This window comes from Streptomyces sparsogenes subsp. cuspidosporus, assembly GCF_039532705.1.
Classification (GTDB): Bacteria; Actinomycetota; Actinomycetes; order Streptomycetales; family Streptomycetaceae; genus Streptomyces; species Streptomyces sparsogenes.
This window is the reverse complement of record NZ_BAAASD010000037.1, coordinates 1-23911: the sequence shown is the minus strand read 5'-3', so window position 1 is coordinate 23911 and position 23911 is coordinate 1. Positions and strand designations below refer to the sequence as shown.

The following is a 23911-nucleotide window of genomic DNA, read 5'->3' as shown; positions in this document are numbered from 1 at the left end:
CTCGCTTCCCGTCACTGGGAGCCGCGCCAGTCCGCCCCGTCGACGATCAGCCCGGCCACCATCGCGCCCGACATCCCCGCATGGGCGAGCCCGCCGCCCGGATGCGCCCAGCCGCCCGCCAGATACAGCCCCGGCAGGCGCGTGAGATTCGCCGGACGCAGGAAGCGCCCGTCCGCGCCGGCCAGCGCGGGGCCGGGCACGGCGCCGCCCGGGGCGGCGGTGTCCGCGGCGGTGTCGGCGGGGGTGCGCACCTCCCGCCACAGCAGCCGGTCGCGCAGCCCCGGTATCGCCGCCTCGGCGGCCGCCACGAGCCGCTCCGCGTCCTGCTCGGCGGCCGGACCGTCGATCCAGTCCACCGGGCCGTGCGGGGCGACGGTGGCGGTGAGCGTGACGGCCTCGTGGTCCTCGTCGGGGCGGGTGGTGGGGTCGTCCGGGCGCAGCACGGTCACCGTCGGGCGGGGGCACGGCTCGCGCGTCCCGCGGCCGTCGCCGGCCTCGCCGAAGGCGGCCGCCAGCTCGGCCTCCCGGTCCGGGGTGTGGACCACGGTGCGGTGGGCGGCGTCCCGGGGGCGGGCACCGCGCAGCGCGAGGAAGACCGTGAGCCGCCCCGCCGCCCCGCCGCCGGCCCCGGCTCCGGCCCCGGCTCCGGTCGCGGGGTCGCCGGCGGGCCGCACATCGCCGTCGCGCCAGGGCTCGGCGCCGCCCAGCAGCGCGGGCAGCAGCGCCGGGGCGACGCCGGCCACCACCGCGTCAGCCTCCGCCACGGAGCCGTCCGCCAGCTCCACGCCCGCCGCGCGCCCGTCCTTCTCCAGGATGCCGACGACCTCGGCCCCGAAGGAGAACCTCACCTTCCGCGCCCGGCAGCGCTCGTACAGCGCGTCGGCCAGCGCCCGCATCCCGCCGCGCGCGTACCAGGTGCCGAAGGTCTGCTCCAGATACGGCAGCACCGCGGCGCCGGCCGGGGCGGTGCGCGGATCGAGGCTGTGCGCGAGCGCGTGGCTCTCCAGCAGGGCGGCGGCCCTGGGGTCCCTCAGCTCGCGGCGCGCCACATCGGCGAGCGTGGCCGGCCGCCCGCCGTCCCGGCGGAGCCAGCCGGAGATCCCGCGGCGGGCGGGCGCCGGATAGGGGTCGCGGCCCAGGGCCCGCCAGTCCGCGCGCAGCGGCTCCTCGAGCAGCGGTCTGCGGGTGGCGTCCCAGGCCTCGCGGGCCCGGTTGACCAGGTCGCTCCAGCGCTCGCCCGCGCCCGCGCCGAAGGCGTCGTCCAGCGCCCGGACCACCCCGGCCCGCGAGGCGTTGGGCAGCGGGACGTCCGTGCCGTCGGCGAAGAGGTGCCGGCTCGCGGGGTCGACCTGGGTCAGCTCGACGCACTGCTCCAGGGTCTCCTTGCCCGTCTTCACGAACAGATCGCGGTAGACGGCGGGCAGGTGGAGCAGCCCGGGGCCGGTGTCGAAGGCGAACCCGCCCCGCTCGAAGCGCCCGACCCCGCCGCCATGGGTCCGCCCGCGCTCGTACACCGCCACCTGGTGGCCCGCGACGGCCAGCCGGGCGGCGGCCGCCATGGCGCCCATCCCGGCGCCGATCACCGCAATCCGTGCCATGACCGCGACTTTATCCGCCGCCACCGACAGCGGACACCGTGGCCTGGGGAGAAGCGCCCAGGGCTTGAGTACGCGTACCTAGTCGGACAGATGAGTAATCGCGCGGATGGGTCATGACCTGCGCGGAAGGAAGAGTGGTGGGCGCGGAAGGGGCGCGGCGCCGGACCGCCGACACGGGGCGGCGGAACGGCGTGGCGACCCGGACGCGTCGGGGGATTCTCCCGGGGGGAGGCGCTGTTCCGGCGCGGATCGATCGGGGTTCGAACCGCACCAGAACAGCGCCTTTTTGCCAGGGGCCGGGCTCAGCCCGGGGCGCCGACGCCTCTGGCCGGGCCCTTGGGCGAAGCGCCGCCCACGCGCCCCTGCAGCAGCCGGGACAGCGCGGCGTGCACGTCGTCCAGCGACCGCTCCGGCTGGTACGACTGCCAGTCCAGCGCCGCCACCAGCACCATTCCGAAGAGCGCCGAGGCGGTCAGCGGGATGTCGATGTCCTCGCTCAGCTCCCCGGCGGCCACGCCCTCCCGCAGCACCGACTCGATCACCGCTATGGCCTGCCGGCGCACCACCATCAGCGTGGACTGCCAGGCGCGGTTGGTGCGCCACAGCTCGGCGACGTACAGCTGGGTCAGCGACGGGTAGCGCGCGATGAACCCCAGGCCCGCGCGGACCATGGCGTCCAGCGCGTCGACGGGGCCGCCGCCGCGCTCGGCGGTCTCGTCGGCGGCGCTCTGCAGCGAGGCGGTCAGCAGCTCGATGCCGTGCCGCAGCAGCTCCTCGAAGAGCATGGTCTTGCTCGCGAAGTTGTAGTACACCGTGCCCTTGGCCACCCCGGCCCGCTCGGCGATCTCGTCGACGGTGGTGGAGGAGAACCCCTGCTCCGCGATGAGGGTGACCGCTGCCTCGAAGAGCTTCTGCCGGGTGGCCTGGCGACGCGTGCTGCTGCTGTCCATGGCGCTGATTGTGCCCGCTGCCGAAGTGGTCTCGCTCACAGGTCCGTTCCCTCCGCGATCACAGGCTCAGCTCCGGGTGCAGCCGTTTGACCGACCAGACCTGCCCCCGCCGGGCGGACCAGGCGGTGAGGGCGAGGGTCGCCGCGGTGAACCCGAGCAGCACCCCGCAGGCCAGCCACACCGGGCCGAGCCCGCCGCCCGTGATGAGCCGGCGCAGCGCGTCCACGACGTAGCTCATCGGCAGGAAGGGGTGGAGGGCGTTGAAGAACCGGGGGCTGGTCTGCACCGGATAGGTGCCGCCCGCCGAGGTCAGCTGGAGCATCAGCAGGGCCAGCACCAGGATCCGGCCGGCCGGTCCGAAGCGGGCGCTCAGCCACTGCACGATCGCCGCGAAGCAGGCGGCCACCAGGAACAGGAAGCCGATCGTCCCCGCGGCCCGGGCCATCCGCAGCCCCACCGCCCAGTGCAGCACGGCCATCAGCGCCGCCGTCTGCAGCACGCCGATCGCCACGACCGGCAGCCAGCCCGCCAGCGCCACCCGCCAGGAGGAGGCGCCCGCGGCCAGGGCGCGCCGGTTGAGCGGCGGGATCAGCATGTAGGCGACCATCGCGCCGACCCAGAGGGAGAGCGGGATGAAGTACGGGGCGAAGCCGGTGCCGTAGTTGGGCGCCTGGTGCAGGTCCCGGCTGGCGAGCTGGACGGGGTCGGCCATCACCTCCGTACGCGCGTCCCGGTCCTTCTTGTCGTAGTCGGGGATCTTCGCGGCGCCGTCGTGCAGGCCGCCGGAGAGCTTGCCGGAGCCGTCGGAGAGCTTGATCAGCCCGCCGCTGAGCGAGCCGGCGCCGTCGCGGAGCGTGCCGAGGCCGGTGTCCAGGGTGGACGCGCCGCCCTTGGCGGTCGTGAGCCCGGTGTGGAGGCGGTCGGCCCCCTTGGCGACCTTGTGCGCGCCCGAGTTGAGGGCGTTGATCTTGGCGACGGCGTTGTCGAGGTCGTCGCCGAGGTGCGGGGCGTTGTCGGCGAGCCATTGTGACTTGTCGTGCAGGTCGTCCAGGTGGTTCCCGAGCGTGGTGAGTTCGGCGGTGTGGTCCTGGATGAGGTCGTCGACGTCCTCGGCCACGTCGGCGGCGGTGTCGGCCGCGCCGACCGCCTTCTTCAACGCCGGGCAGTCGGGGGCGAGTTCCACCGCGCCCTCGCAGCGCGTCTGGTAGTCGGCGGCCAGCTCGTCGGAGGCCGCGCGGGCCTTGGTGGCGGCGTCGGCGGCCTGGGTGGGGAGGTCGCCGAGGCTGTCCGAGGCTTTCTTGGAGGCGTCGGCGACCCGCTGGGCGACCCTGCCGATCTCCTCGCCGTTCTGCTTGAGGAACGGACCCACCTTGCCCGCCACGCTGTTGACCTTGTCCGAGAGGGCCTGCGTGCCGTCGGCGACCTTGCCCGCGCCCGTCTCCAGGGTGCCCGCACCCCGGTTGAGCGTGGTCAGCCCGCTCTTGAGCGAATGCGCGCCCTTCTTGGCCCGGCCCAGGCCCTTGGCGAGGTCGTTCGCGCCCTTCTCGGCCTTCCCGATGCCTTCGTCGAGCTTGTCGGCGCCCTTGGCGGCCTTCTCCGTCTCGCCGTGGATGTCGGAGAACGACACGTAGATCTTGTCGTAGAAGGAGCGGGACGCCTTGGTGGAGGCGGCGGAGCGGACCTCGGAGAAGACCGTGCGGGAGATCTGGCCGACGATGTAGTTGTTGGCGTCGTTGGTGCGCACCTGGAGGGCGCCGGTCTCGGGCGAGTCGCCGGAGCTGGAGGCCACCCGCTCGCTGAAGTCCGCGGGTATGGTCAGCGACAGGTAGTACGTGCCGTCCTCCACCCCCCGGCGGGCCTCGGCGGCGCTGGTGCGGTGCCAGTCGAAGGTGTCGCTGCGCAGCAGGTTGCGGGTGATCTCGTCCCCCGCGTGGATCTTCTCCCCCTTGCCGGTGGCGCCGGTGTCGGCGTTGACGAGCGCGACCGGGAGCTTGTCGAGGCGTCCGTACGGATCCCAGAACGACCACAGGTACAGCGCGCCGTAGAGCAGCGGCAGCAGGACCAGGGCGGCGAGCGCCGCCCGGGGGAGCCGGCCCCTGCCGAACCGCCTCAGCTCAAGCGCGGCCAGTTTCGACGAGCGCATCCGCCGCCCCCTCTTTCCCGTCCTTCTCGTCCTGCCCTGCGCCCTTCGCGGCCCGGTCGTCCTCGGTGGCCCCGGCGTCCTCGGTGGCCCCGGTGTTCTCGGTGGCCCCGGTGTTCTCGGTGTCCCCGGTGTTCTCGGTGGCCCCGGTGTTCTCGGTGTTCTCGTTCTCGGGCGCGGTGGAGACCATGACCGCGCCGTCCGGGGCCTGGCCGCACACCGCCAGGACCGTGCGGCCCGCCTCCGTGAGGCCCCGCAGCAGCGCCCACGCCTGCTCGCGCTCGGCGTCCGAGAGCTTCAGGTCGATGTCGTCGACCGCCAGCAGCCGGGGCCGGGAGACCAGCGCGAGCGCCACCGACAGCCGCAGCGCCTCCAGCCGCTCCAGGTCCCGTACGGCCGTGCGCGGGCCCTTGGGCAGCGTCTCCAGGTCCAGCCCGGCGTCGCCGAGCGCCGTCTCGATCCGGGCCCGGGACTCGGCCGCGCGCTCCCGCCGGGGCCGCAGCAGCCCGCGCGGGGAGTCGGCGAACCGGCGCTGCAGCAGCGCGCGCTCGCGCAGGTGCTCGCCGACCGTGAGCGCGGGCTCCAGGTCGGTGACGCCCGGCACATGGGCGAGGGCGCTGATGCGCCGTATGGCCGCCATTTGTCGGGGCACACGGAGACCTGCGACCTCGGCACGGCCCTCCGTGGGCCGCATCCGGCCGGTGAGCGTGAGCAGCAGACAGGTACGGCCGGAACCCGACGGTCCGGCCACGGCGATCAGCGAGCCCGGGTCGGCGGCGACGGCGACATCGCGGAACGCCCAGCCGTGCGGGCCCTGGACGCCCAGCCCCTCGGCCGTGACGGCCGCTCCGGTCGGGGTGCTCTCCACGAGAACCCACTCCCTTGATTGAACTGACTGGTCAGTGCAAAAACGAGTATGACGCATTGTCGGGCCCGCTCGCCAACCGGGTGCCGCCGGTCTCGCCGGTGGGGGGCCGCCGGTCTTGCCGGCCGGGTGCCGACGGTCCCGGCCATCGGGCGCCGTTGGGGGGGGCGTTCGCGCAGGTCAGGGCCGATTGTCAGTGGTGTGCCCCACGATGGACCCATACGGCGGTCGCTCTACCACACGATCGGCCGCCACGCGACGACAGGAGGTTCGTCATGGCCAGTACCGCCGCAGCGCGCCGGCACCGTGCCGCCGCCCCTGCCCCTTCGTTGACCGGCCCCGCGAGCGATGTCCATCCCGTCCTGCGCCGCGCGGCCGCCCCGCCCGCCGCGCTCGACCTGCTCGCCCAGGCCCACCACGGCCTCGAGGAGGCCGCCGGTCTCGAGACCGCCAACGAGCGCTTCGCCACCGCCCATCTGGCCGCCCTGCGCACGGCGGCCGCCGTGCTCGCCGTGCGCGGCCGCCCCGAGCCCACCGCGCGCCGCCGCGCGCGGATCCGCAGCGCCTGGGAGGTGCTGCCCGAGGTCGCCCCCGAACTGACCGAGTGGAGCGCCCTGTTCGCCGCCGGCGCCGACCGCCGGGCCCGCGCCGAGGCGGGCATACCGGGCGCGGCCACCTGCCGGGACGCGGACGACCTGCGGCGCGCCGCCGCGACGTTCCTGCGCCTGGTCGAGCGGATGCTGGCCCTCCAGCCCGCCCTGCCCGAGCGGCAGTCCCAGCAGAGGCAATAGGCTGGGAGCGCCGACGTCAGTAACTCGTCGTCACCGCCGCAGGCGGTGGCGGCACCCCGCCGAGGAGCCACCCGCCGTGTCAGACCCGCTGCGCCCCCGTGCGTCCCTCCGTACCGCCGTGGTGTGGGAGGTCCTCAAAGACGCCCTGGACCGCCGGGTCAAGGCGGTGGGCCAGGCTCCCGCGCAGGGCGCGGGCGAGGGCGCGCCCGGTGTGCTCGACGTGCTCGACACCGGAGGCGGCAGCGGCAACTTCGCCGTGCCGGTCGCCCGCCTCGGCCACCGGGTCACCGTGGTCGATCCGAGCCCCAACGCGCTGTTCGCGCTGGAGCGGCGGGCCGCCGAGGCCGGGGTCGCCGACCGGGTCCGCGGCATCCAGGGGGATGCCCATGGCCTGTTCGACGTGGCCGAGCGCGGCGGTTACGACGTGGTGCTGTGCCATGGCGTGCTGGAGTACGTGGACGACCCCGCCGAGGGCCTGAGGAACGCGGTGGCGGCCCTGCGCCCGGCCGGCACCCTCAGCGTGCTCGCCGCGGGCCTCGGCGGCGCCGTGCTCGCCAGGGCGTTGGCCGGTCACTTCACCGAGGCCCGGCAAGCGCTTGCCGATCCGGCGGGCCGCTGGGGCGCCGGCGACCCGGTGCCCCGCCGCTTCACCTCCGAGCAACTGACCGAACTGGTCGAGGCGGCGGGCCTGGAGGTCGGCGCGGTGCACGGGGTGCGGGTCTTCGCCGACCTGGTGCCCGGAGTACTGGTCGACACCGAGCCCGACGCGCTGGAGGCCCTGCTTCAGCTGGAGGCGGCCGCCGCCGAGCTGCCCGCCTTCCACGCGGTCGCCACCCAGCTGCATGTGCTGGCGGAGCGCGACTGACCGCTACCCACCCCTCCCACCTGCGTGACCGCGGGACGGGCGGGGTGGATGGAGTAGGCCACAGGCCCCCCGATCGGCCGCTTGTCCCCGTATGATCGGGGTAACCGTCCGGCATGGCGGATGGGCGGGAGGGGAATGCAGGTCTCAGCGTCAACAAACGCCACGCCGTACCGGTGACGAATTGGCGCAGAGGGGCGGGTTTCACGGGGGCGATTCCCTGCCTATCCTGAAAGGGTCGCACCCCGGTCGCCCCCCGCGACCGACGAGTAGGAGGACTCCGTGCCGCTCTCGGAGCACGAGCAGCGCATGCTCGAGCAAATGGAGCGAGCGCTGTACGCCGAAGACCCCAAGTTCGCGACAGCGCTTGAGGGCACCGGCCTGCGCACGTACACCCGGCGACGGGTCTACCAGGCGATCGCGGGCTTTCTGGTAGGCGTCGCGCTCCTGATGGTCGGCGTGATCATCCCGCAGCAGATCTGGATCAGCGTGGTGGGGTTCCTCGTCATGCTGGGGTGCGCCGGACTCGCGGTGACCGGCTGGCGCAAGGCGCCCAAGCCCGGTGAGCGACCCCAGGCGGGCGGGCCCACGGCCCGGCGCCAGAGCCGTTCGCGCCGCTCCATGATGAGCCGGATCGAGGAGCGGTGGCAGCGCCGCCGCGACGAGCAGGGCCACTGAGGTCCTGCGGGGCCGGCTGAGCGCCTTCCGGGCCGCTGAGCGCATACGCCGTCCGGCAGGGCAGGGCCGCGCATGAGCGGCAAGGCCACGCACGAGCCGGCCTGCGCTTCGCATTCGGCACTCCGCGTCTCATGCCGGGCTTCACGCCTGAGCTTCACGCCTGAGCTTCGCACCTGAGCGAGGGGCGGCCGCCATCCGGCGGCCGCCCCTCGCGTGTGCGTACCCGGGCTTCGTCAGCCCTGCCCCGTCAGCTCCGCTGGCGGCTGGGGCGCAGCCCGGACACCCAGCGTGCCCACCGGGGCGCGCCCCACCGCTCGACCAGCGCCGACCGGCGGGCCGAGGCGGCCCACACCACCCGGACCGCCGACCGCGGGGCCAGCAGCGCGCGCAGCCGGGCCCACCGGCCGGAGGTGGCCCGGAAGCCCGCCAGCACCAGCCGCACGTCGTCCCCGATGCCCGGCGCCGGACGCGGCCGCGGCGCGTAGAGCACCTGCTCGACCGCCGTCGCGACCCGCCGCGCCGCCTCGGCCGCCTCCTGGCCGAGATCCGCCCCGCGCACGATGCGGGCCACCGCGCTGCGCGAGGTCTGGGAGTCGTCCGGGGCGATCCCGAAGTCCCAGGCGGTGTCGACCAGTTCGCGCCAGGCCGCCAGGACCCGGTCGGCCGCGTCCTCCTCGGTGCGCCCACCGGAGCCGCCCAGTCTGCGGGACCGCAGCCGCTGCCGCCACAGCATGGGCAGCATCGGGATGACGAGCAGCAGCGCCGCGAAGGAACTCCAGCCGACCCGCGTGCTCATCGACCAGCCGCCGCTCGACGAGGTGTTGTCGGGCTGCTCACCCGGGACCGCGCCGCACTCGCCGAGCTTCTTCCCGTCCTGCGCGCAGCTGTCCGATGCCGAGGGGGCCGCCGACGGCTCCTCGGACGTGGTGGGCGCCTGCGTCGGCTCGTCGGTGGAGTCGCCGGACGGCGTCTGCTCCATCGTGTAGTCGGGCTGGGTGCCGCGGCTGGGGGTGGGCTCGAAGCGGGTCCAGCCGACGCCCTCGAAGTACAGCTCGGGCCAGGCGTGCGCGTCCTTGAGCCCGACCGACACCGAGCCGTCCGCCTGCGCCGTGCCGGGGGTGAACCCGACGGCCACCCGCGCCGGGATGCCCAGGGTCCGGGCCATGGCCGCCATGGCGAAGGAGAAGTGGACGCAGAAGCCCTCCTTCTGGCGCAGGAACTTCACGATGGCGGTCGAGCCGCTGCCCGACCGCACCCGCGTGTCGTAGCGGAACCCGCCGTTCACCGCGAAGTAGTCCTGCAGCTTCACCGCCTGCTCATACGCGTTCGTGGAGCCCGCGGTGACCTGCCGCGCCGTGCGGGCCACCACGGCCGGCAGCGAGTCAGGCACCTTGGTGTACTCGCGCAGCAGCTTCGCCGACGGGCTCGGCGCGGCGGCCAGCTGGGCCGCCGTCGGCTCCACGACCAGGCTGTTGACCTGGTACCGCACGCCACGGGTGGTCTGCCCGCGGTCACCGACCAGCGTCCGGCCCTCCGGCTCGTAACGCCAGCGGCCGCCGATCTCGACCTTCATGGCGGGATAGGGGAGGGGCAGCCAGTTCTGCGCGTACCAGCCGGAGGCCTTGATCGAGGTGTCGATCGAGGAGACGCGGACCGAGGGGCCGAGGCCGGATGGGGTGGGGAGATTGTCGGGCACGTCCTGGACGTGCCGCTCCGAGGACTTCCACGTCTCCCCGTCGAACTTGTCCAGCGCGACGATCCGCAGATACATGTCCTGGGTGGTCGGGGAGGAGGTGCGGTACCGCAGCACCTCGCGGTTCTGCGGCTGGTTGAGGCTGTCCTGCAGGGACACCAGCGGATTCACCGCCGAGATGGTGCCGCTCCCGCCGCCCGAGCCGCCCCCGCCGTTCTGCTGGTCCAGCAGCCCGCCGTCCAGGGACGGCAGCACCGCGGGCACCGCCACGGCGATGCCCAGCGCGAGCGCGCCGATCCTGCGGCCGGTGCGGACCGGGGCCGGCGCCGGGCCGCCGCCCGCCGCGGCCAGGCCCGAGGGGGCCATGCCGTAGGGACGCGCGGCGCCGCCGCTGAACACCCGGCCCCACTGGGACAGCCGGTCCCGCCCCTCGGCCAGCAGCAACAGCAGATAGCCGCTCGCCGCCACCAGGAACCACAGCCAGTCCCTGCCGCCGTCCGACAGGCCCGCCGCGACCGAGTACAGCGCGAGCAGCGGCAGCCCGGCGGGGGCGGCGCTGCGGTAGGTCACCGCGAGCACGTCGACCACGAGACCTATCACCAGCACCCCGCCCACCAGCAGCAGCCGGATGCCGTCGGTGACCGGGGCCGGGATCGCGTACTGCCCCACGTCGACGGTGCCCTGCTCCAGCAGCCGCCCGAGCTCCTGGAAGGCCCGCGGGCTCGGCAGCACCCCGGCGAACGCCTGCCGGCGGGCGAAGGCCAGGGTGAGCAGCAGCAGCCCCGCCACGGCCTGCGCCGCCACGGTCAGCGGCCGCGCCAGCGGCACCCGGCGGGCCAGCGCGCCGACCGTGCTCTGGATCGCCAGCAGCAGCGCGGCCTCCACGAGCCAGCCGGGCTTGTCGACCAGCGGCAGCAGCGCACAGGCGGCCGCCACCGTCGCCAGCGCGCCGCATATCGCCAGCCGCACGCTTCCGCTCATGCCCAGCCCCCCGTCATGCCGCCGCCCGCCAGGCGCGGGCCGGCGTCGGCCCGGGCCCCGCCCTGGGCGTCGGCCTGCTGCCACAGCTGCGCCAGCGAGGTACCCGGGGAGACCGGCAGCGCCGTCCACCCCGACTCCCGCAGCAGCCGCAGCCGCTCCTGCGGACCTCGCGGGTCCGCGGCCCAGCCGCCCCGGGACCAGGCGGCGCCGTCCAGCACGAACGCCACCGCCGTCCCGGTGCGGTGCCGCATCCGCCCGACCATCGTCGCCTGCTCCTCGTCAAGATCGCCGAGGAACGCCACCAGCAGTCCCTCGTTGCCCCCGCGCAGCGCCTCGTAGGCCCGGGCGAGCCCGGCCTCCTCGGAGTGGTCCACCACCGCGAGGGTGTCCAGCATCAGCCCGGCCGTGTCCGCCGAGTCATGGCCCGAGCCGGTGAAGCCACCCCCGCTGTCCGGGCCCGGCACCGAGGTGCCGGTGTCGGTCAGCAGCCGGACCCCGTAGCCCCGCTCCAGCAGGTGCACCGCGGCCGAGGCCGCGCCGGAGACCGCCCACTCGAACGCCGAGTCGGGGCCCGAGCCCTGGTGGGCGATCCGCCGGGTGTCCAGCAGCACCGTGCAGCTGGCGCGCTGCGGCTGCTCCTCCCGGCGGACCATCAGCTCTCCGTAGCGGGCGGTGGACCGCCAGTGGACCCGGCGCAGGTCGTCGCCGTGGCGGTAGCCGCGCGGGATGATGTCGTCCTCGCCGGCGAGCGCGAGCGAGCGGTGCCGCCCGTCGCCGTAGCCCATGGCCTCCCCCGTGAAGCGGACCAGGGGCAGCGGCTCGACCCGGGGCACCACCGTCAGCGTGTCGTAGGCGCTGAAGGAGCGGGTGAGCTCGCACATCCCGAAGGGGTCGTTCAGCCGCAGTTGCAGCGGGCCGAGCGGATAGCGGCCCCGCAGGTCGGAGCGCACCCGGTAGGACACCTCGCGCCGCCCGCCCGGCTCCACCCGGTCCAGCACGAAGCGGGGTCGCGGCCCGAGCACATACGGCACCCGGTCCTGCAGCATCAGCAGCCCGGTGGGCAGCCGCGAGACATTGTCGACGCGCAGGTGCACCCGGGCCTCGGAGCCCGCCGGGACCCGCGCGGGGGAGAGCCGTCTGCTGCCCGCCACCTGATAGCGGGTGCGGTAGACCACGGCCACGCACACCAGGGGCAGCGCGGCGAGCAGCAGCCCGACCCGCAGCAGATCCGCCTGCCCCAGGACATAGCTGCACACCGCGGCCGCCACACCGGCGGCCAGGAACGAGCGGCCGCGGGTGGTCAGCCCGGCGAGCGCCGCGCGCACCCCGCCCCTGTCCTGTCGGCCGTCACGGTCGTCGCCGTCGCCGTCGCCTTCGCCGGGGGCCATGCCCATCCCCCCTGCCGTCATCACAGCTTCCGCGCGCCCGGCGGCTGCCGGCCGTACTCAACCGGAGGCGCGGGCGGCGCGGGCGGCATCGGACCGGCGCCGGGCGGGACCTGGCCGGCGACGGGCGGCATCGGACCGGCCCCCGGCGGGACCTGGCCGACTCCCGGCGGAACCTGGCCGACTCCCGGCGGCATCGGACCGGCCACGGGTGGCATCGGGGCCCCCGCGGGGGGCATCGGGGCCGCGCCGGGCGGCACGGGGCCCGCCCCGCGAGGCGTCGCGCTGGGCACCGGGGTGCGCTGCAGGATGTCCGCGACCACCTGCTCCGCGGTGCGCCGGTTCAGCTGGGCCTGCGCGGTGGGCAGCAGCCGGTGGGCCAGCACAGCGACGGCGAGCGACTGCACGTCGTCGGGCAGGGCGAAATCCCGCCCGGCCAGCGCGGCGGCCGCCTTGGCCGCCCGCAGCAGATGCAGCGTCGCCCGGGGGGACGCGCCCAGCCGCAGGTCGGGATGGTTGCGGGTGGCGGAGACCAGGTCGACCGCGTACCGCCGGACCGCCTCGGCCACATGGACCTCGCGCACCGCCTCGATCAGCTTGGCGATCTCATGGGCGTGGGCCACCGGCCGCAGGTCGTCCAGCGGGGAGACGCCGCCGTGGATGTCCAGCATCTGCAGCTCGGCCTGCGGGCTGGGATAGCCGATCGAGACCCGCGCCATGAAGCGGTCGCGCTGCGCCTCGGGCAGCGGGTAGGTGCCCTCCATCTCGATCGGGTTCTGCGTGGCCACCACCATGAAGGGGGTCGGCAGCTCATACGTCTGCCCGTCGATGGTGACCTGCCGCTCCTCCATCGACTCCAGCAGCGCCGACTGGGTCTTGGGCGAGGCCCGGTTGATCTCGTCGCCGATCACGATCTGGGAGAAGATCGCGCCCGGCTTGAACTCGAAGTCCTTCTGCTGCTGGTCGTAGACGCTCACACCGGTGATGTCCGACGGCAGCAGGTCGGGAGTGAACTGGATGCGGCGCACCGAGCAGTCGATGGACTTCGCGAGCGCCTTGGCGAGCATGGTCTTCCCCACGCCCGGGACATCCTCCAGCAGGAGATGCCCCTCCGCGAGCAGCACGGTCAGCGAAAGCCGCACGACCTCGGGCTTGCCCTCGATCACACCCTCCACCGACCTGCGGACCCGCTCCGCTGTGGTGGTCAGATCGCTGAGGCTCGCTCGCTCGTCATAGGTCGTCACCCGGCCCTCCTCGGCCCGATCCCGGGGCCGCTGCCCTCGGAACGGACCGGCCCACCGCAACACGCTGGCATCGGCCCCCCGCAGGCCGCGGGGGGCGATGTCACATACGCATTCTTGCGGTCCCCGCCTCATCTCGTCACTCGGCTGTGGATAACCCGAGGCGATTTGCCGGGACCGGAGCGGTTTGGGGAGTTAAAACGGGCTCACCCGCGCGGCTGGACCTCGCGCAGCAGCCCGGTCGTCACGTCGAAGACGAAGCCGCGCACATCCTCCGTGTGGAGGAGGAACGGAGAGGTGCGCACCCGCTGCATCGACTGGCGTACGTCGGCGTCGATGTCCTTGAACGCCTCGACCGCCCACGACGGACGCTGGCCGACCTCGTCCTCGAGCTCGTGCCGGAAGTCCTCGGTCAGGTTCAGCAGGCCGCAGCCCGTGTGGTGGATCAGCACGACGCTGCGGGTGCCCAGCGCGCGCTGGCTGATGGTCAGGGATCGGATGACGTCGTCGGTGACGACGCCGCCCGCGTTGCGGATGGTGTGGCAGTCGCCCAGCTCCAGGCCGAGCGCCTCGTGCAGGTCGAGGCGCGCGTCCATGCAGGCGACCACGGCGACGCGCAGCACGGGGCGGGCGTCCATGCCGGGGTCCCGGAACTCGGCGGCGTAGCGGCGGTTGGCCTCTACGAGGCGATCGGTGACGGTACCTCCCGTGCCGACGGCGCTGTCGGTGGGCTGGGGCAGCGGCTGCGGAGACGATATCGACATGGCGGGGACACTACCTTTCACCAGCGGATTTTGTCTTTTCTTTAGATAGGGCAAACGGGTGCATCGCCAGGCGCGCGGCCCCCGGTGTGAGAGACCCCACACCAGGGGTGCCCGCGCCACCGTGCGCCCGCACGGAGGGTTTCGACACCCGCGGCGGGCGCGCCAGCCGGTTGGTTGACCGAAGGGACGAGTGGACTAAAGTGGCGCGAAGTGGGAGGCGCGACGCTCCCCTAGGATCCCGGAATTTCGTTGTGAGCGCGGTGCGTACGTACCACTCGGCCTCCTCCCGCTCCGGCCGCCTGACGTCACTTCCCCGGCGCCAGTAGGCCACTTCCCCTTCAGAGCGGGCGGGGACCCGGCGGTGCGTGCCCTCCTCGCCCGACCCGCAGAAGGGCGCACGAGCAGCGCAATGAGCAGCAACGCTCTCCACGTCCCCGTCATGCTCCAGCGCTGTCTGGACATGCTCGCCCCCGCCCTGACCCGGCCCGGGGCGGTGGTGGTGGACTGCACCCTGGGCCTCGGCGGGCACAGCGAGGCGCTGTTGCGCACGTTCCCCGACGCCAGGCTGATCGCGCTGGACCGCGACCCGGCCGCGCTGAAGCTCTCCGGCGAGCGGCTGGCCCCCTACGGCGACCGGGCGACGCTCGTGCACGCCGTCTACGACGAGCTCCCCGAGGTCCTCGCCCGGCTCGGCGTCCCTCGCGTCCAGGGCGTCCTCTTCGACCTCGGCGTGTCGTCCATGCAGTTGGACGAGGCCGAGCGCGGCTTCGCCTACGCGCAGGACGCGCCGCTGGACATGCGGATGGACCAGACGACGGGGGTCAGCGCGGCCGAGGTGCTCAACACCTATCCGCCCGGCGAGCTGGTGCGGATCCTGCGGACGTACGGCGAGGAGAAGTTCGCCAGGAAGATCGTGGACGCTGTGGTGCGCGAGCGCGCGAAGGAGCCGTTCCGCACCAGCGCCCGGCTGGTGGAGCTGATCCGCGAGGCCCTGCCGCAGGCGGCCAAGCGCACCGGTGGCAACCCCGCCAAGCGCACCTTCCAGGCGCTGCGGATCGAGGTCAACGGCGAGCTGACGGTCCTGGAGCGCGCCATTCCGGCGGCGGTCGCGGCCCTCGCGGTCGGCGGCCGGATCGCCGTGCTCTCCTACCACTCGCTCGAGGACCGCCTCGTCAAGCAGGTGCTCGCGGCCGGCGCGGAGATCACCGCGCCGCCCGGCCTGCCGGTCGTACCGGAGCGCTACCAGCCCCGCCTGAAGCTGCTCACCCGCGGCGCCGAACTCCCCACGGAGCAGGAGGTCGCCGAGAACCGCCGCGCCGCCCCCGCCCGGCTGCGGGGCGCGGAGCGCATCCGCGAGGAAGCGAACGAGGGGACACACTGATGGCTGCCGGGGGGCCGCGGGCGGCGCGGCGTACGCCGTTCGTGCTGCTGGTCGTCGTGCTGCTGGGCTCCGGCCTGATCGCGCTGCTGCTGCTCAACTCCTCCCTCAACCAGGGGTCCTTCGAGCTCAGCAGGCTGGAGAAGCAGACCACGGAGCTGTCCGACGAGCGCCAGGCGCTGCAACAGGAAGTGGACAGGCTCTCGGCGCCGGACGCGCTCGAGCGGCGCGCGAGGAAGCTCGGGATGGTGCCCGGCGGCAGCCCGGCCTTCCTGAACCCGGACGGCAGCGTCAGCGGCACGCCCACCCCCGCGTCCGGCGGGCCGTCGGTGTACCGCGCCCCCGCCGCGCCCCTCCCGACGCCGCCCGCCGCGTCGCCCTCGGCCCGGCCCTCGCCCCCCGCGCCGACGCCGGCCGTGCCGCGCTCGCCGGCCGCGCCCGGCGCGGCCTCCTCCCAGGCCTCCCCGACGCCGTCCGCCACCGCGTCCGGCAGCGCCCAGTCCGAGAACCCCGCCCCCCGGTAGGTGACACGGTGACGCGACCCTCCGCCTGCGCCCAGCCCGGTCCGGGGGCGGCCGCGTGACGGCCCCCCGCGACCCCCGCCGCCTGCCAGGCCCCGCGCGCCCCCGGGGCGACGGCCGCCCGCGCCAGGGCGGCGCGCGCCCCGCCCCGCGGCGGCCCGGGACCGCCCGCCCCGGCCGGCCCGCCCGCCCGGGCAACGCCGCGCCGCTGCGGCTGGGCAGCCCGCGCCCCCGGCTGCGGCTGATCAGCCTCGGCCTGACCCTGGTCATGCTGGCCTTCGTGGTGCGGCTGCTCCAGGTGCAGGCCGTCGACGCCAACGCGTACGCGGCGAAGGCCAATGTGAACCGCTACATCCCGGTCACCCTGCCCGCCGAGCGCGGCTCGATCACCGACCGCCACGGCGTTGACCTGGCCACCACCGTGGACGCGTACGACATCACCGCGGCCCCCGACCTCCTCACCCCCGAGACGGCGAAGATCGACGACGCGCCGCGCCAGGCCGCCGCGCTGCTCGCGCCGATCCTCGGCAAGGACCAGGCGGACCTGGAGCGGAAGCTCACCGCCAACCCGAAGTCGAAGTACGTGGTCCTGGCCCGCCAGCAGACCCCGCAGGTGTGGAACCAGATCAAGGACCTCAAGAACGCCCTCGACGGCTCGGCGGCCAAGGGCAAGGGCGTCAACGTCCTGGCCGGGGTCAACCGCGAGGCGCACAGCAAGCGCGTCTACCCCAACGGCGACCTCGCCGCCGGCGTGCTCGGCTTCGTGGACGCGGAGGGGCACGGCGCCGCCGGTGTCGAGCGGGAGCTGAACAAGCGGCTCGCGGGCAAGGACGGCAAGCGCGTCTACGCCCAGTCCGGCGGCCGCCAGGTGCCCACCGGCGACGTCAAGGAGCAGCCCGCGGTGCCCGGCAGCGACGTCGAGCTGACGATCGACCGCGACATCCAGTGGGCCGCGCAGAGCGCCATCAGCGAGCAGGTGACGAAGTCCCGGGCCGACCGCGGCTACGTGATCGTCCAGGACACCCGCACCGGCGAGATCCTGGCCCTGGCCAACGCCCCGGGCTTCGACCCCAACGACATCTCGGACGCGAACGCGGACGCCCTGGGCAACGCCGCGCTCTCGGACGCGTACGAGCCGGGCAGCGTCAGCAAGCTCATGTCGATGGCGGCCGTCCTGGAGGAGGGCGCCGCCACCTGGGACACCCATGTGGTGGTCCCCAACCGGCTCCCGCGCGCCGACCGCGCCTTCGCCGACGACATCGACCACCCCACCTGGTACCTCACCCTCAACGGGGTGCTCGCCAAGTCCAGCAACATCGGCACGATCCTGGCCACCGAGCAGCTGGGGAAGAACCAGAAGCAGGCCGACCGGGTCCTCTACTCCTATCTGCGGAAGTTCGGCATCGGCCGGTACACCGGTCTTGGCTTCCCCGGCGAGACCCGGGGCATCCTGGCCAAGCCGGAGGACTGGAGCGCCTCACAGCAGTACACGATCCCCTTCGGCCAGGGCCTGTCGCTCAACGCGGTGCAGGCGGCCTCCGTCTACTCCACCATCGCCAACGGCGGCGAGCGCGTCCAGCCGTCCCTGGTGCGCGGTTCCCGGGACTCCAGCGGCGGCTTCACGGCCGCCAAGGCCCCCAAACGGACCAGGGTGGTCAGCGAGAAGACCGCGAAGATGCTCGCGGCCATGCTGGAGTCCGTCGTCGACAACGAGCAGGGCACCGGAACGAAGGCGAAGATCCCCGGCTACCGCGTCGCGGGCAAGACCGGCACCTCCAACCGGGTGGACCCGAAGACCGGCCGCTACCACGGCTACACGGCCTCGTTCGCGGGCTTCGCGCCCGCCGACCAGCCACGGGTGACCGTGTACTGCGCCGTCCAGAACCCGACCAAGGGCAGCTACTTCGGGGGCCAGGTCTGCGGGCCGGTCTTCAAGCGGGTGATGGAGTTCTCCCTGAAGACCCTGAAGGTGGCCCCGTCCGGGAAGCGCCCGGCGCGGCTCCCGGTCAGCTACGACCCCAGCCGGTGAGCCGACCCGGGCAGTGACCCCGATCACTCCGCGCTGCGCGCGGGACCCCCTGGCCCACCCGTCTCCCGCCACCGCCCTCAACCGTCCGCGCTGCGCGCGGCCCCCCTGGCCCACCCGTCTCCCGCCACCGCCCTCAACCGTCCGCGCTGCGCGCGGCCCCCCTGATTTCGCGGGGGAGCGGGTGCGGCGGGTACGCTCACGCCGTGCCCCACGCTGATCAGTCCCAAACCTCTCAGTCCTCTCAGCTCGCTCGGAAGGATGTTCCCGCGAGCTACCCGGGCGCGCCGCGCCCCCTCCAGGTCCGCCCCATTCCGCTGGGGGAGCTGGCCGATCAGCTGGGCATCGATGCCCCCCCGTCCGGGGAGGAGGCCGCCGTCACGGGCATCACCCACGACTCGCGGGCCGTACGCCCCGGCGATGTGTACGCGGCCCTGCCCGGCGCCCGTTTCCACGGCGCGGACTTCACCGCCCAGGCCGCCGACCTCGGCGCGGCCGCCGTGCTCACCGACCCGGCCGGCACCGACCGGGCGGCCGCCACCGGGCTGCCGGTCCTGACCGTCGAGGACCCGCGCGCCCGGATGGGCGCGCTGGCGGCCACGATCTACGGCGAGCCGGGCCGGGACCTGCTCCAGATCGGCATCACCGGCACCTCAGGCAAGACCACGACCGCGTACCTCGTCGAGGGCGGGCTGAAGGCGGCGGCCGCCAAGGGCGACGGCGCGCTCACCGGCCTCATCGGCACCGTGGAGTCGCGGATCGGCGACGAGCGGCTCAAATCCGAGCGCACCACCCCCGAGGCCACCGACCTCCAGGCCCTGTTCGCGGTGATGCGCGAGCGCGGGGTCCGCTCGCTGGCCATGGAGGTCTCCAGCCACGCCCTGGTGCTCGGCCGGGTCGACGGCTGCGTCTTCGACATCGCGGTCTTCACCAACCTCAGCCCGGAGCACATGGAGTTCCACTCCGGCATGGAGGACTACTTCCAGGCCAAGGCCCAGCTGTTCACCAAGGCGCGCAGCCGCGCGGCGGTGATCAACTTCGACGACGAGTACGGCCGGCGCCTGGTGGGCCTGTCCGAGGTCCCGGTCACCACCTTCTCCGCCGAGGGCCACCCCGACGCCCACTGGCGCGCCGCCGACGTGACCGTGGGCCCGCTCGGCTCCGAGTTCACCATCCTCGGCCCGAACGGCGAGTCCGTGACCGCCGCCGCGCCGCTCCCCGGCCCCTTCAACGTCGCCAACGCGCTGGCCGCCGTCGTGGCGCTCGCCGTCGCCGGGATCGACCCGCAGACGGCCGCCGACGGCGTCGCGGCCGTCCCCGGGGTGCCCGGCCGGCTCGAGCGCGTGGACGCCGGACAGCCGTACCTCGCGGTCGTGGACTACGCCCACAAGACCGACGCCGTCGAATCGGTCCTGCGCGCCCTGCGCAAGGTCACCAAGGGCAGGCTGCACGCCGTCCTCGGCTGCGGCGGCGACCGCGACCCGCACAAGCGCGGCCCCATGGGCGCGGCCGTCGCCCGCTACGCCGACACCGCCGTCCTGACCTCCGACAACCCCCGCTCCGAGGACCCGCTGGCGATCCTGGCCACCATGCTCGCGGGCGCCGCCGAGGTGCCCGCCCACGAACGCGGCGATGTGCTGGTCGACGCCGACCGGGCGCACGCCATCGCCGCCGCCGTCGCCCGCGCCGAGCCCGGCGACACCGTGCTGGTCGCGGGCAAGGGCCATGAGCTGGGCCAGGACATCGCCGGGGTGGTACGCCCCTTCGACGACCGCCAGGTATTGCGCGAAGCCATCGAGCTCGCCGTCAAACGCCAAGACAACCAGGGATGACAGACCGCCATGCGCGCACCAGCCCCCTCCCGGCAGTTTCCCCGCACGGCCGGAGGTGATCAGTGATCCCCCTGTCCCTCGCCGAGATCGTCGGCATCGTCGGCGGGCAGCCGCACGACATACCGGACATGGACCGGAAGGTCACCGGACCCGTCGTGATCGACTCCCGCGAGGTGCGCCCCGGCGGCCTCTTCGCGGCGCTCCCCGGTGAGCGCGTGGACGGGCACGACTTCGCGCGCGGCGCGGTCGAGGACGGCGCGGTGGCGGTGCTGGCCGCCCGGCCCATCCCGGCCGCCGCCCCCGACGCGCCCGTGCCGGCGATCGTCGTGCCCGATGTCCAGGCCGCCCTGGGGGCGCTGGCCCATGCCGTCGTGGAGCGCCTGGACGCCACCGTGGTCGCGCTCACCGGCTCGGCGGGCAAGACCAGCACCAAGGACCTGATCGCGCAGCTGCTGCGGCGCCACGGCCCCACCGTGTGGACGCCCGGCTCGCTCAACAACGAGATCGGCCTGCCGCTGACCGCGATGAGCGCCGACGAGACGACCCGGCACCTGGTGCTGGAGATGGGCGCCCGTGGCAAGGGCCACATCCGGTACCTGACGGAGCTCACCCCGCCCCGCGTCGGTCTGGTCCTCAACGTCGGCACCGCCCACATCGGCGAGTTCGGCGGCCGCGAGGCGATCGCCGAGGCCAAGGGCGAGCTGGTGGAGGCCCTGCCCACGGCCGCGGAGGGCGGCGTCGCGCTGCTCAACGCCGACGACCCCTTCGTGCGCGCCATGGCCGCGCGCACCAAGGCCCGTACGGTGTTCTTCGGCGAGGCCGCCGAGGCCGATGTGCGTGCCGAGAATGTCCGGCTCGCCGCGGGCGGTCGGCCGTCCTTCACCCTTCACACCCCTACCGGGTGCAGCGAAGTGACCATGCGCCTGTACGGTGAGCACCACGTGTCGAACGCGCTCGCCGCGGCCGCCGTCGCCCATGAGTTGGGCATGTCCGTCGACGAGATCGCCGTGGCGCTCTCCGAGGCGGATCAGCTCTCCCGCTGGCGGATGGAGGTCACCGAGCGCGCGGACGGCGTGACGGTCGTCAACGACGCCTACAACGCGAACCCCGAGTCCATGCGAGCCGCGCTGCGCGCGCTGGTCGCGATGGGCAAGGCCGGCCAGGCGGAAGGGGGGCGCACGTGGGCGGTGCTGGGCCCGATGGCCGAGCTCGGCGAGGACTCACTGGCCGAGCACGACGGGATCGGGCGGCTGGCCGTCAGGCTCAACGTCAGCAAGCTCGTGGCGGTCGGCGGCCAGGAGGCCGCCTGGCTCGACATGGGCGCCAAGAACGAGGGTTCGTGGGGTGAGGAGTCGGTGCACGTGTCCGACGTGCGGGCGGCGGTCGATCTGTTGCGCAGCGAGCTGCGACCGGGGGACGTCGTGTTGGTGAAGGCATCCAGGTCGGTGGGGCTGGAGCGGGTCGCGCAGGCGTTGCTCGAGGGCGAGGGTGAGGTCGTCTAGCCATGGGCATGAGGCAGATCCTCTTCTCGGGAGCCATCGGGCTCTTCCTGACCCTGATCGGCACCCCGCTGCTGATCAAGCTGCTGGCGCGCAAGGGCTACGGCCAGTTCATCCGGGACGACGGCCCGCGCAGCCACGGCAGCAAGAAGGGCACGCCCACCATGGGCGGCATCTCCTTCATCCTGGCCACGCTGATCGCCTACGCGGCGACGAAGGTGATCACCGGCAGCCAGCCGACCTTCTCCGGCGTGCTGGTGCTCTTCCTCTTCGCGGGCATGGGCCTGGTCGGCTTCCTCGACGACTACATCAAGATCGTCAAGCAGCGGAGCCTGGGCCTGCGGGCCAAGGCGAAGATGCTCGGTCAGCTCATCGTCGGCGTCGCCTTCGCGATCCTGTCGCTGAACTTCGCCGACGCCCGTCAGCAGACCCCCGCCTCCGACCGGCTGTCCTTCGTCCAGGACTTCGGCTGGTCCTTCGGCCCCGTGATCTTCGCGATCTGGGCGCTGTTCATGATCCTCGCGATGTCGAACGGCGTGAACCTCACCGACGGCCTGGACGGCCTGGCCACCGGCGCCTCCGTGATGGTCTTCGGCGCGTACACCTTCATCGGCGTCTGGCAGTACCAGGAGTCCTGCGCCAACGCGAAGACGCTCATGAACCCCTCGGCCTGTTTCGAGGTCCGTGACCCGCTCGACCTCGCGGTCGTCGCCTCCGCGCTGATGGGCGCCTGCTTCGGCTTCCTGTGGTGGAACACCTCGCCCGCGAAGATCTTCATGGGCGACACCGGCTCCCTCGCGCTGGGCGGGGCGCTCGCGGGCCTGGCCATCTGCTCCCGCACCGAGCTGCTGATCGCCGTCCTCGGCGGCCTGTTCGTCCTGATCACCATGTCCGTGGTCATCCAGGTCGGCTCCTTCCGGCTCACCGGGCGGCGCGTCTTCCGGATGGCGCCACTGCAGCACCACTTCGAACTCAAGGGGTGGAGCGAGGTCCTTGTGGTGGTCCGGTTCTGGATCGTCCAGGGCATGTGCGTGATCGTCGGACTCGGCATCTTCTACGCGGGATGGCGAGCCCAGTGACGCCCGGCGTCCCGGACCTCACCGTCTCCGACCTCGCCGGGCGGCATGTCACCGTCGCCGGACTCGGCGTCTCCGGGGTCCCCGCGGCGCGTGCGCTGCGGGGCCTCGGGGCCTCGGTGACCGTCGTCAACGGCAGCGACGGCGAGAAGCAGCGCGCCGAGGCGGCCGAGCTGGAGGCGCTGGGCGGCGTCACGGTCCGGCTCGGCGACGGGGACACGCTCCCCGAGGGCACCGAGCTGGTCGTCACCACGCCCGGCTGGAAGCCGGACAGCCCGCTGTTCCGGGCGGCCGCCGAGGCCGGCGTCCCGGTGTGGGGGGACGTGGAGCTGGCCTGGCGGCTGCGTAGTGCTGACGCACCGCCCTGGCTCGCGGTCACCGGCACCAACGGCAAGACCACCACCGTGCGCATGCTGGCCGCCATCCTGGAGGCGGCCGGGCTGCGCACCGCCGCCGTCGGCAACATCGGCGTCTCGCTGCTGGACGTGGTGCTCGGCGACGAGCCGTACGACGTGCTGGCCGTGGAGCTCTCCAGCTACCAGCTGCACTGGGCGCCGTCGCTGCGCGCCCACTCCGGCGCGGTGCTCAACCTGGCGCCCGACCACCTCGACTGGCACGGCTCCATGGCGGCCTACGCGGCCGACAAGGGCCGTATCTACGAGGGCAACCAGGTCGCCTGCGTGTACAACGTCGCCGACCCCGCCACCGAGGACCTGGTGCGCGCGGCCGATGTCGAGGAGGGCTGCCGCGCGATCGGCTTCACCCTCGGCACCCCCGGCCCGTCCCAGCTCGGCGTCGTCGAGAACATCCTGGTCGACCGCGCCTTCGTGGCCAACCGGCACAAGCAGGCCCAGGAGCTCGCCGAGGTCTCCGACGTGCACCCGCCGGCCCCGCACAACATCGCCAACGCCCTCGCGGCGGCCGCCCTGGCCCGCGCCTTCGGCGTCCCGCCCACCGCGGTCCGGGACGGGCTGCGCGCCTTCCGGCCCGACCCGCACCGCGTCGAGCACGTCGCGGACGTGGCGGGCGTGGCGTACGTGGACGACTCCAAGGCCACCAACACCCACGCCGCCCAGGCGTCGTTGGACAGCTTCGAGCACATCGTGTGGATCGCCGGCGGCCTGGCCAAGGGCGCCACCTTCGACGAGCTGGTCGTCGCCTCGGCGAAGCGGCTGCGCGGGGTGGTGCTGATCGGCGCGGACCGTGGCCTGATCAGGGAAGCGCTCGCGCGACACGCGGCAGATGTCCCGGTCGTGGACCTCGACCGGACCGACACTGGGGCGATGGCGGCGGCTGTCCGGGAAGCGGCCCGGCTCGCCCGGCCGGGCGATACGGTCCTGTTGGCCCCGGCCTGCGCCTCGATGGACATGTTCGTCAACTACAACAAGCGGGGCGACGCCTTCGCCGCGGCGGTTCACGACCTGGCCTCCGGCCGGGTGCCGGACGAGCAGTAACCCGCCGGTCCCCCGCGCGGACCGCTCGCGCGGGGACCTTGGAGGGGATACGACATGACGGCTGACCAGCCCGCCACGCCGCGCGCCTTCCGGCCCGGCCGCCCCCGCCCCGGCGGCGGCCGGCCCCCGGCCGCCCAGGCGGCCCCCCGGGAGCGCGCGGGCGCGCGGGACCGGGCG

At 74.1% G+C, this 23911-nt stretch carries 18 protein-coding genes; 10 read left to right on the top strand and 8 right to left on the bottom strand.

Features of this window, described 5'->3' with window-relative positions:
- Nucleotides 1–11: 11 nt before the first annotated feature.
- The 4 genes from ABFY07_RS31950 to ABFY07_RS31935 all read right to left on the bottom strand — a co-directional run bounded on the left by ABFY07_RS31950 (nt 12) and on the right by ABFY07_RS31935 (nt 5556).
- Nucleotides 12–1598: a phytoene desaturase family protein gene (locus ABFY07_RS31950; RefSeq protein ID WP_346177841.1), complete on the bottom strand. Its 1587-nt coding sequence runs from the start codon at nt 1596–1598 to the stop codon at nt 12–14.
- Between the two features lie 302 nt (nt 1599–1900).
- Nucleotides 1901–2548 carry a TetR/AcrR family transcriptional regulator gene (locus tag ABFY07_RS31945; protein ID WP_346177840.1) on the bottom strand — a complete coding sequence of 216 codons (648 nt, stop codon included), beginning with the start codon at nt 2546–2548 and terminating at the stop codon, nt 1901–1903.
- Between the two features lie 58 nt (nt 2549–2606).
- On the bottom strand, nt 2607–4691 hold the full coding sequence (locus ABFY07_RS31940) for a YhgE/Pip family protein (protein ID WP_346177839.1): 2085 nt from the start codon (nt 4689–4691) through the stop codon (nt 2607–2609).
- Entirely contained in the window at nt 4663–5556 is an 894-nt protein-coding gene (locus ABFY07_RS31935; RefSeq protein ID WP_346177838.1) for an ATP-binding cassette domain-containing protein, read from the bottom strand. Before ABFY07_RS31935 ends, ABFY07_RS31940 begins: the two co-directional genes overlap by 29 nt.
- A 272-nt stretch (nt 5557–5828) precedes the next feature.
- On the opposite strand from ABFY07_RS31935, the gene ABFY07_RS31930 reads away from it, so the two are divergent.
- The 3 genes from ABFY07_RS31930 to ABFY07_RS31920 all read left to right on the top strand — a co-directional run bounded on the left by ABFY07_RS31930 (nt 5829) and on the right by ABFY07_RS31920 (nt 7884).
- A complete protein-coding gene (locus ABFY07_RS31930) occupies nt 5829–6344 on the top strand; it encodes an SAV_6107 family HEPN domain-containing protein (protein WP_346177837.1) in 516 nt (171 codons plus the stop codon).
- 76 nt (nt 6345–6420) lie between these two features.
- A complete protein-coding gene (locus ABFY07_RS31925) occupies nt 6421–7209 on the top strand; it encodes a methyltransferase (RefSeq protein WP_346177836.1) in 789 nt (262 codons plus the stop codon).
- Between the two features lie 279 nt (nt 7210–7488).
- Nucleotides 7489–7884 (top strand): DUF3040 domain-containing protein, encoded by a 396-nt coding sequence (locus tag ABFY07_RS31920; protein ID WP_346177835.1) that lies wholly within the window; start codon nt 7489–7491, stop codon nt 7882–7884.
- Between the two features lie 247 nt (nt 7885–8131).
- Here ABFY07_RS31920 and ABFY07_RS31915 read toward each other — a convergent pair whose 3' ends face one another.
- From ABFY07_RS31915 to ABFY07_RS31900, 4 genes are all read right to left on the bottom strand, one after another.
- Entirely contained in the window at nt 8132–10558 is a 2427-nt protein-coding gene (locus ABFY07_RS31915; RefSeq protein WP_346177834.1) for a transglutaminase TgpA family protein, read from the bottom strand.
- On the bottom strand, nt 10555–11967 hold the full coding sequence (locus ABFY07_RS31910) for a DUF58 domain-containing protein (protein ID WP_428837046.1): 1413 nt from the start codon (nt 11965–11967) through the stop codon (nt 10555–10557). Before ABFY07_RS31910 ends, ABFY07_RS31915 begins: the two co-directional genes overlap by 4 nt.
- Nucleotides 11967–13187 carry an AAA family ATPase gene (locus tag ABFY07_RS31905; RefSeq protein WP_346177833.1) on the bottom strand — a complete coding sequence of 407 codons (1221 nt, stop codon included), beginning with the start codon at nt 13185–13187 and terminating at the stop codon, nt 11967–11969. The genes ABFY07_RS31910 and ABFY07_RS31905 overlap by 1 nt, the downstream gene beginning before the upstream one ends.
- A 203-nt stretch (nt 13188–13390) precedes the next feature.
- Nucleotides 13391–13948 (bottom strand): beta-class carbonic anhydrase, encoded by a 558-nt coding sequence (locus tag ABFY07_RS31900; protein WP_346177832.1) that lies wholly within the window; start codon nt 13946–13948, stop codon nt 13391–13393.
- Between the two features lie 409 nt (nt 13949–14357).
- Between ABFY07_RS31900 and rsmH the strand changes: the two genes are divergently transcribed.
- From rsmH to murD, 7 genes are all read left to right on the top strand, one after another.
- On the top strand, nt 14358–15329 hold the full coding sequence (gene rsmH, locus ABFY07_RS31895) for a 16S rRNA (cytosine(1402)-N(4))-methyltransferase RsmH (RefSeq protein WP_346177831.1): 972 nt from the start codon (nt 14358–14360) through the stop codon (nt 15327–15329).
- Nucleotides 15329–15850 carry a cell division protein FtsL gene (ftsL, locus tag ABFY07_RS31890; RefSeq protein ID WP_346177830.1) on the top strand — a complete coding sequence of 174 codons (522 nt, stop codon included), beginning with the start codon at nt 15329–15331 and terminating at the stop codon, nt 15848–15850. The genes rsmH and ftsL overlap by 1 nt, the downstream gene beginning before the upstream one ends.
- A gap of 55 nt (nt 15851–15905) precedes the next feature.
- Nucleotides 15906–17876 (top strand): peptidoglycan D,D-transpeptidase FtsI family protein, encoded by a 1971-nt coding sequence (locus tag ABFY07_RS31885; protein ID WP_346177829.1) that lies wholly within the window; start codon nt 15906–15908, stop codon nt 17874–17876.
- 146 nt (nt 17877–18022) lie between these two features.
- Nucleotides 18023–19705: a UDP-N-acetylmuramoyl-L-alanyl-D-glutamate--2,6-diaminopimelate ligase gene (locus ABFY07_RS31880; protein ID WP_428837047.1), complete on the top strand. Its 1683-nt coding sequence runs from the start codon at nt 18023–18025 to the stop codon at nt 19703–19705.
- Nucleotides 19706–19767: 62 nt separating this feature from the next.
- Complete coding sequence (locus tag ABFY07_RS31875; protein ID WP_346177827.1) at nt 19768–21207, top strand: UDP-N-acetylmuramoyl-tripeptide--D-alanyl-D-alanine ligase; 1440 nt, start codon at nt 19768–19770, stop codon at nt 21205–21207.
- A gap of 8 nt (nt 21208–21215) precedes the next feature.
- Nucleotides 21216–22283, top strand: a complete 1068-nt coding sequence (gene mraY / locus ABFY07_RS31870; protein WP_065958623.1) for a phospho-N-acetylmuramoyl-pentapeptide-transferase — start codon at nt 21216–21218, stop codon at nt 22281–22283.
- Complete coding sequence (murD, locus tag ABFY07_RS31865) at nt 22268–23734, top strand: UDP-N-acetylmuramoyl-L-alanine--D-glutamate ligase (RefSeq protein ID WP_346177826.1); 1467 nt, start codon at nt 22268–22270, stop codon at nt 23732–23734. Before mraY ends, murD begins: the two co-directional genes overlap by 16 nt.
- The last annotated feature ends 177 nt before the right edge of the window (nt 23735–23911 follow it).

Bases quoted from the DNA above. Each gene is read 5' to 3' on its own strand.
- ABFY07_RS31950 (WP_346177841.1), bottom strand. From the start codon at position 1,598: ATGGCACGGATTGCGGTGATCGGCGCCGGGATGGGCGCCATGGCGGCC.
- ABFY07_RS31945 (WP_346177840.1), bottom strand. From the start codon at position 2,548: ATGGACAGCAGCAGCACGCGTCGCCAGGCCACCCGGCAGAAGCTCTTC.
- ABFY07_RS31940 (WP_346177839.1), bottom strand. From the start codon at position 4,691: ATGCGCTCGTCGAAACTGGCCGCGCTTGAGCTGAGGCGGTTCGGCAGG.
- ABFY07_RS31930 (WP_346177837.1), top strand. From the start codon at position 5,829: ATGGCCAGTACCGCCGCAGCGCGCCGGCACCGTGCCGCCGCCCCTGCC.
- ABFY07_RS31915 (WP_346177834.1), bottom strand. From the start codon at position 10,558: ATGAGCGGAAGCGTGCGGCTGGCGATATGCGGCGCGCTGGCGACGGTG.
- ABFY07_RS31910 (WP_428837046.1), bottom strand. From the start codon at position 11,967: ATGACGGCAGGGGGGATGGGCATGGCCCCCGGCGAAGGCGACGGCGAC.
- ABFY07_RS31900 (WP_346177832.1), bottom strand. From the start codon at position 13,948: ATGTCGATATCGTCTCCGCAGCCGCTGCCCCAGCCCACCGACAGCGCC.
- rsmH (WP_346177831.1), top strand. From the start codon at position 14,358: ATGAGCAGCAACGCTCTCCACGTCCCCGTCATGCTCCAGCGCTGTCTG.
- ftsL (WP_346177830.1), top strand. From the start codon at position 15,329: ATGGCTGCCGGGGGGCCGCGGGCGGCGCGGCGTACGCCGTTCGTGCTG.
- mraY (WP_065958623.1), top strand. From the start codon at position 21,216: ATGAGGCAGATCCTCTTCTCGGGAGCCATCGGGCTCTTCCTGACCCTG.
- murD (WP_346177826.1), top strand. From the start codon at position 22,268: ATGGCGAGCCCAGTGACGCCCGGCGTCCCGGACCTCACCGTCTCCGAC.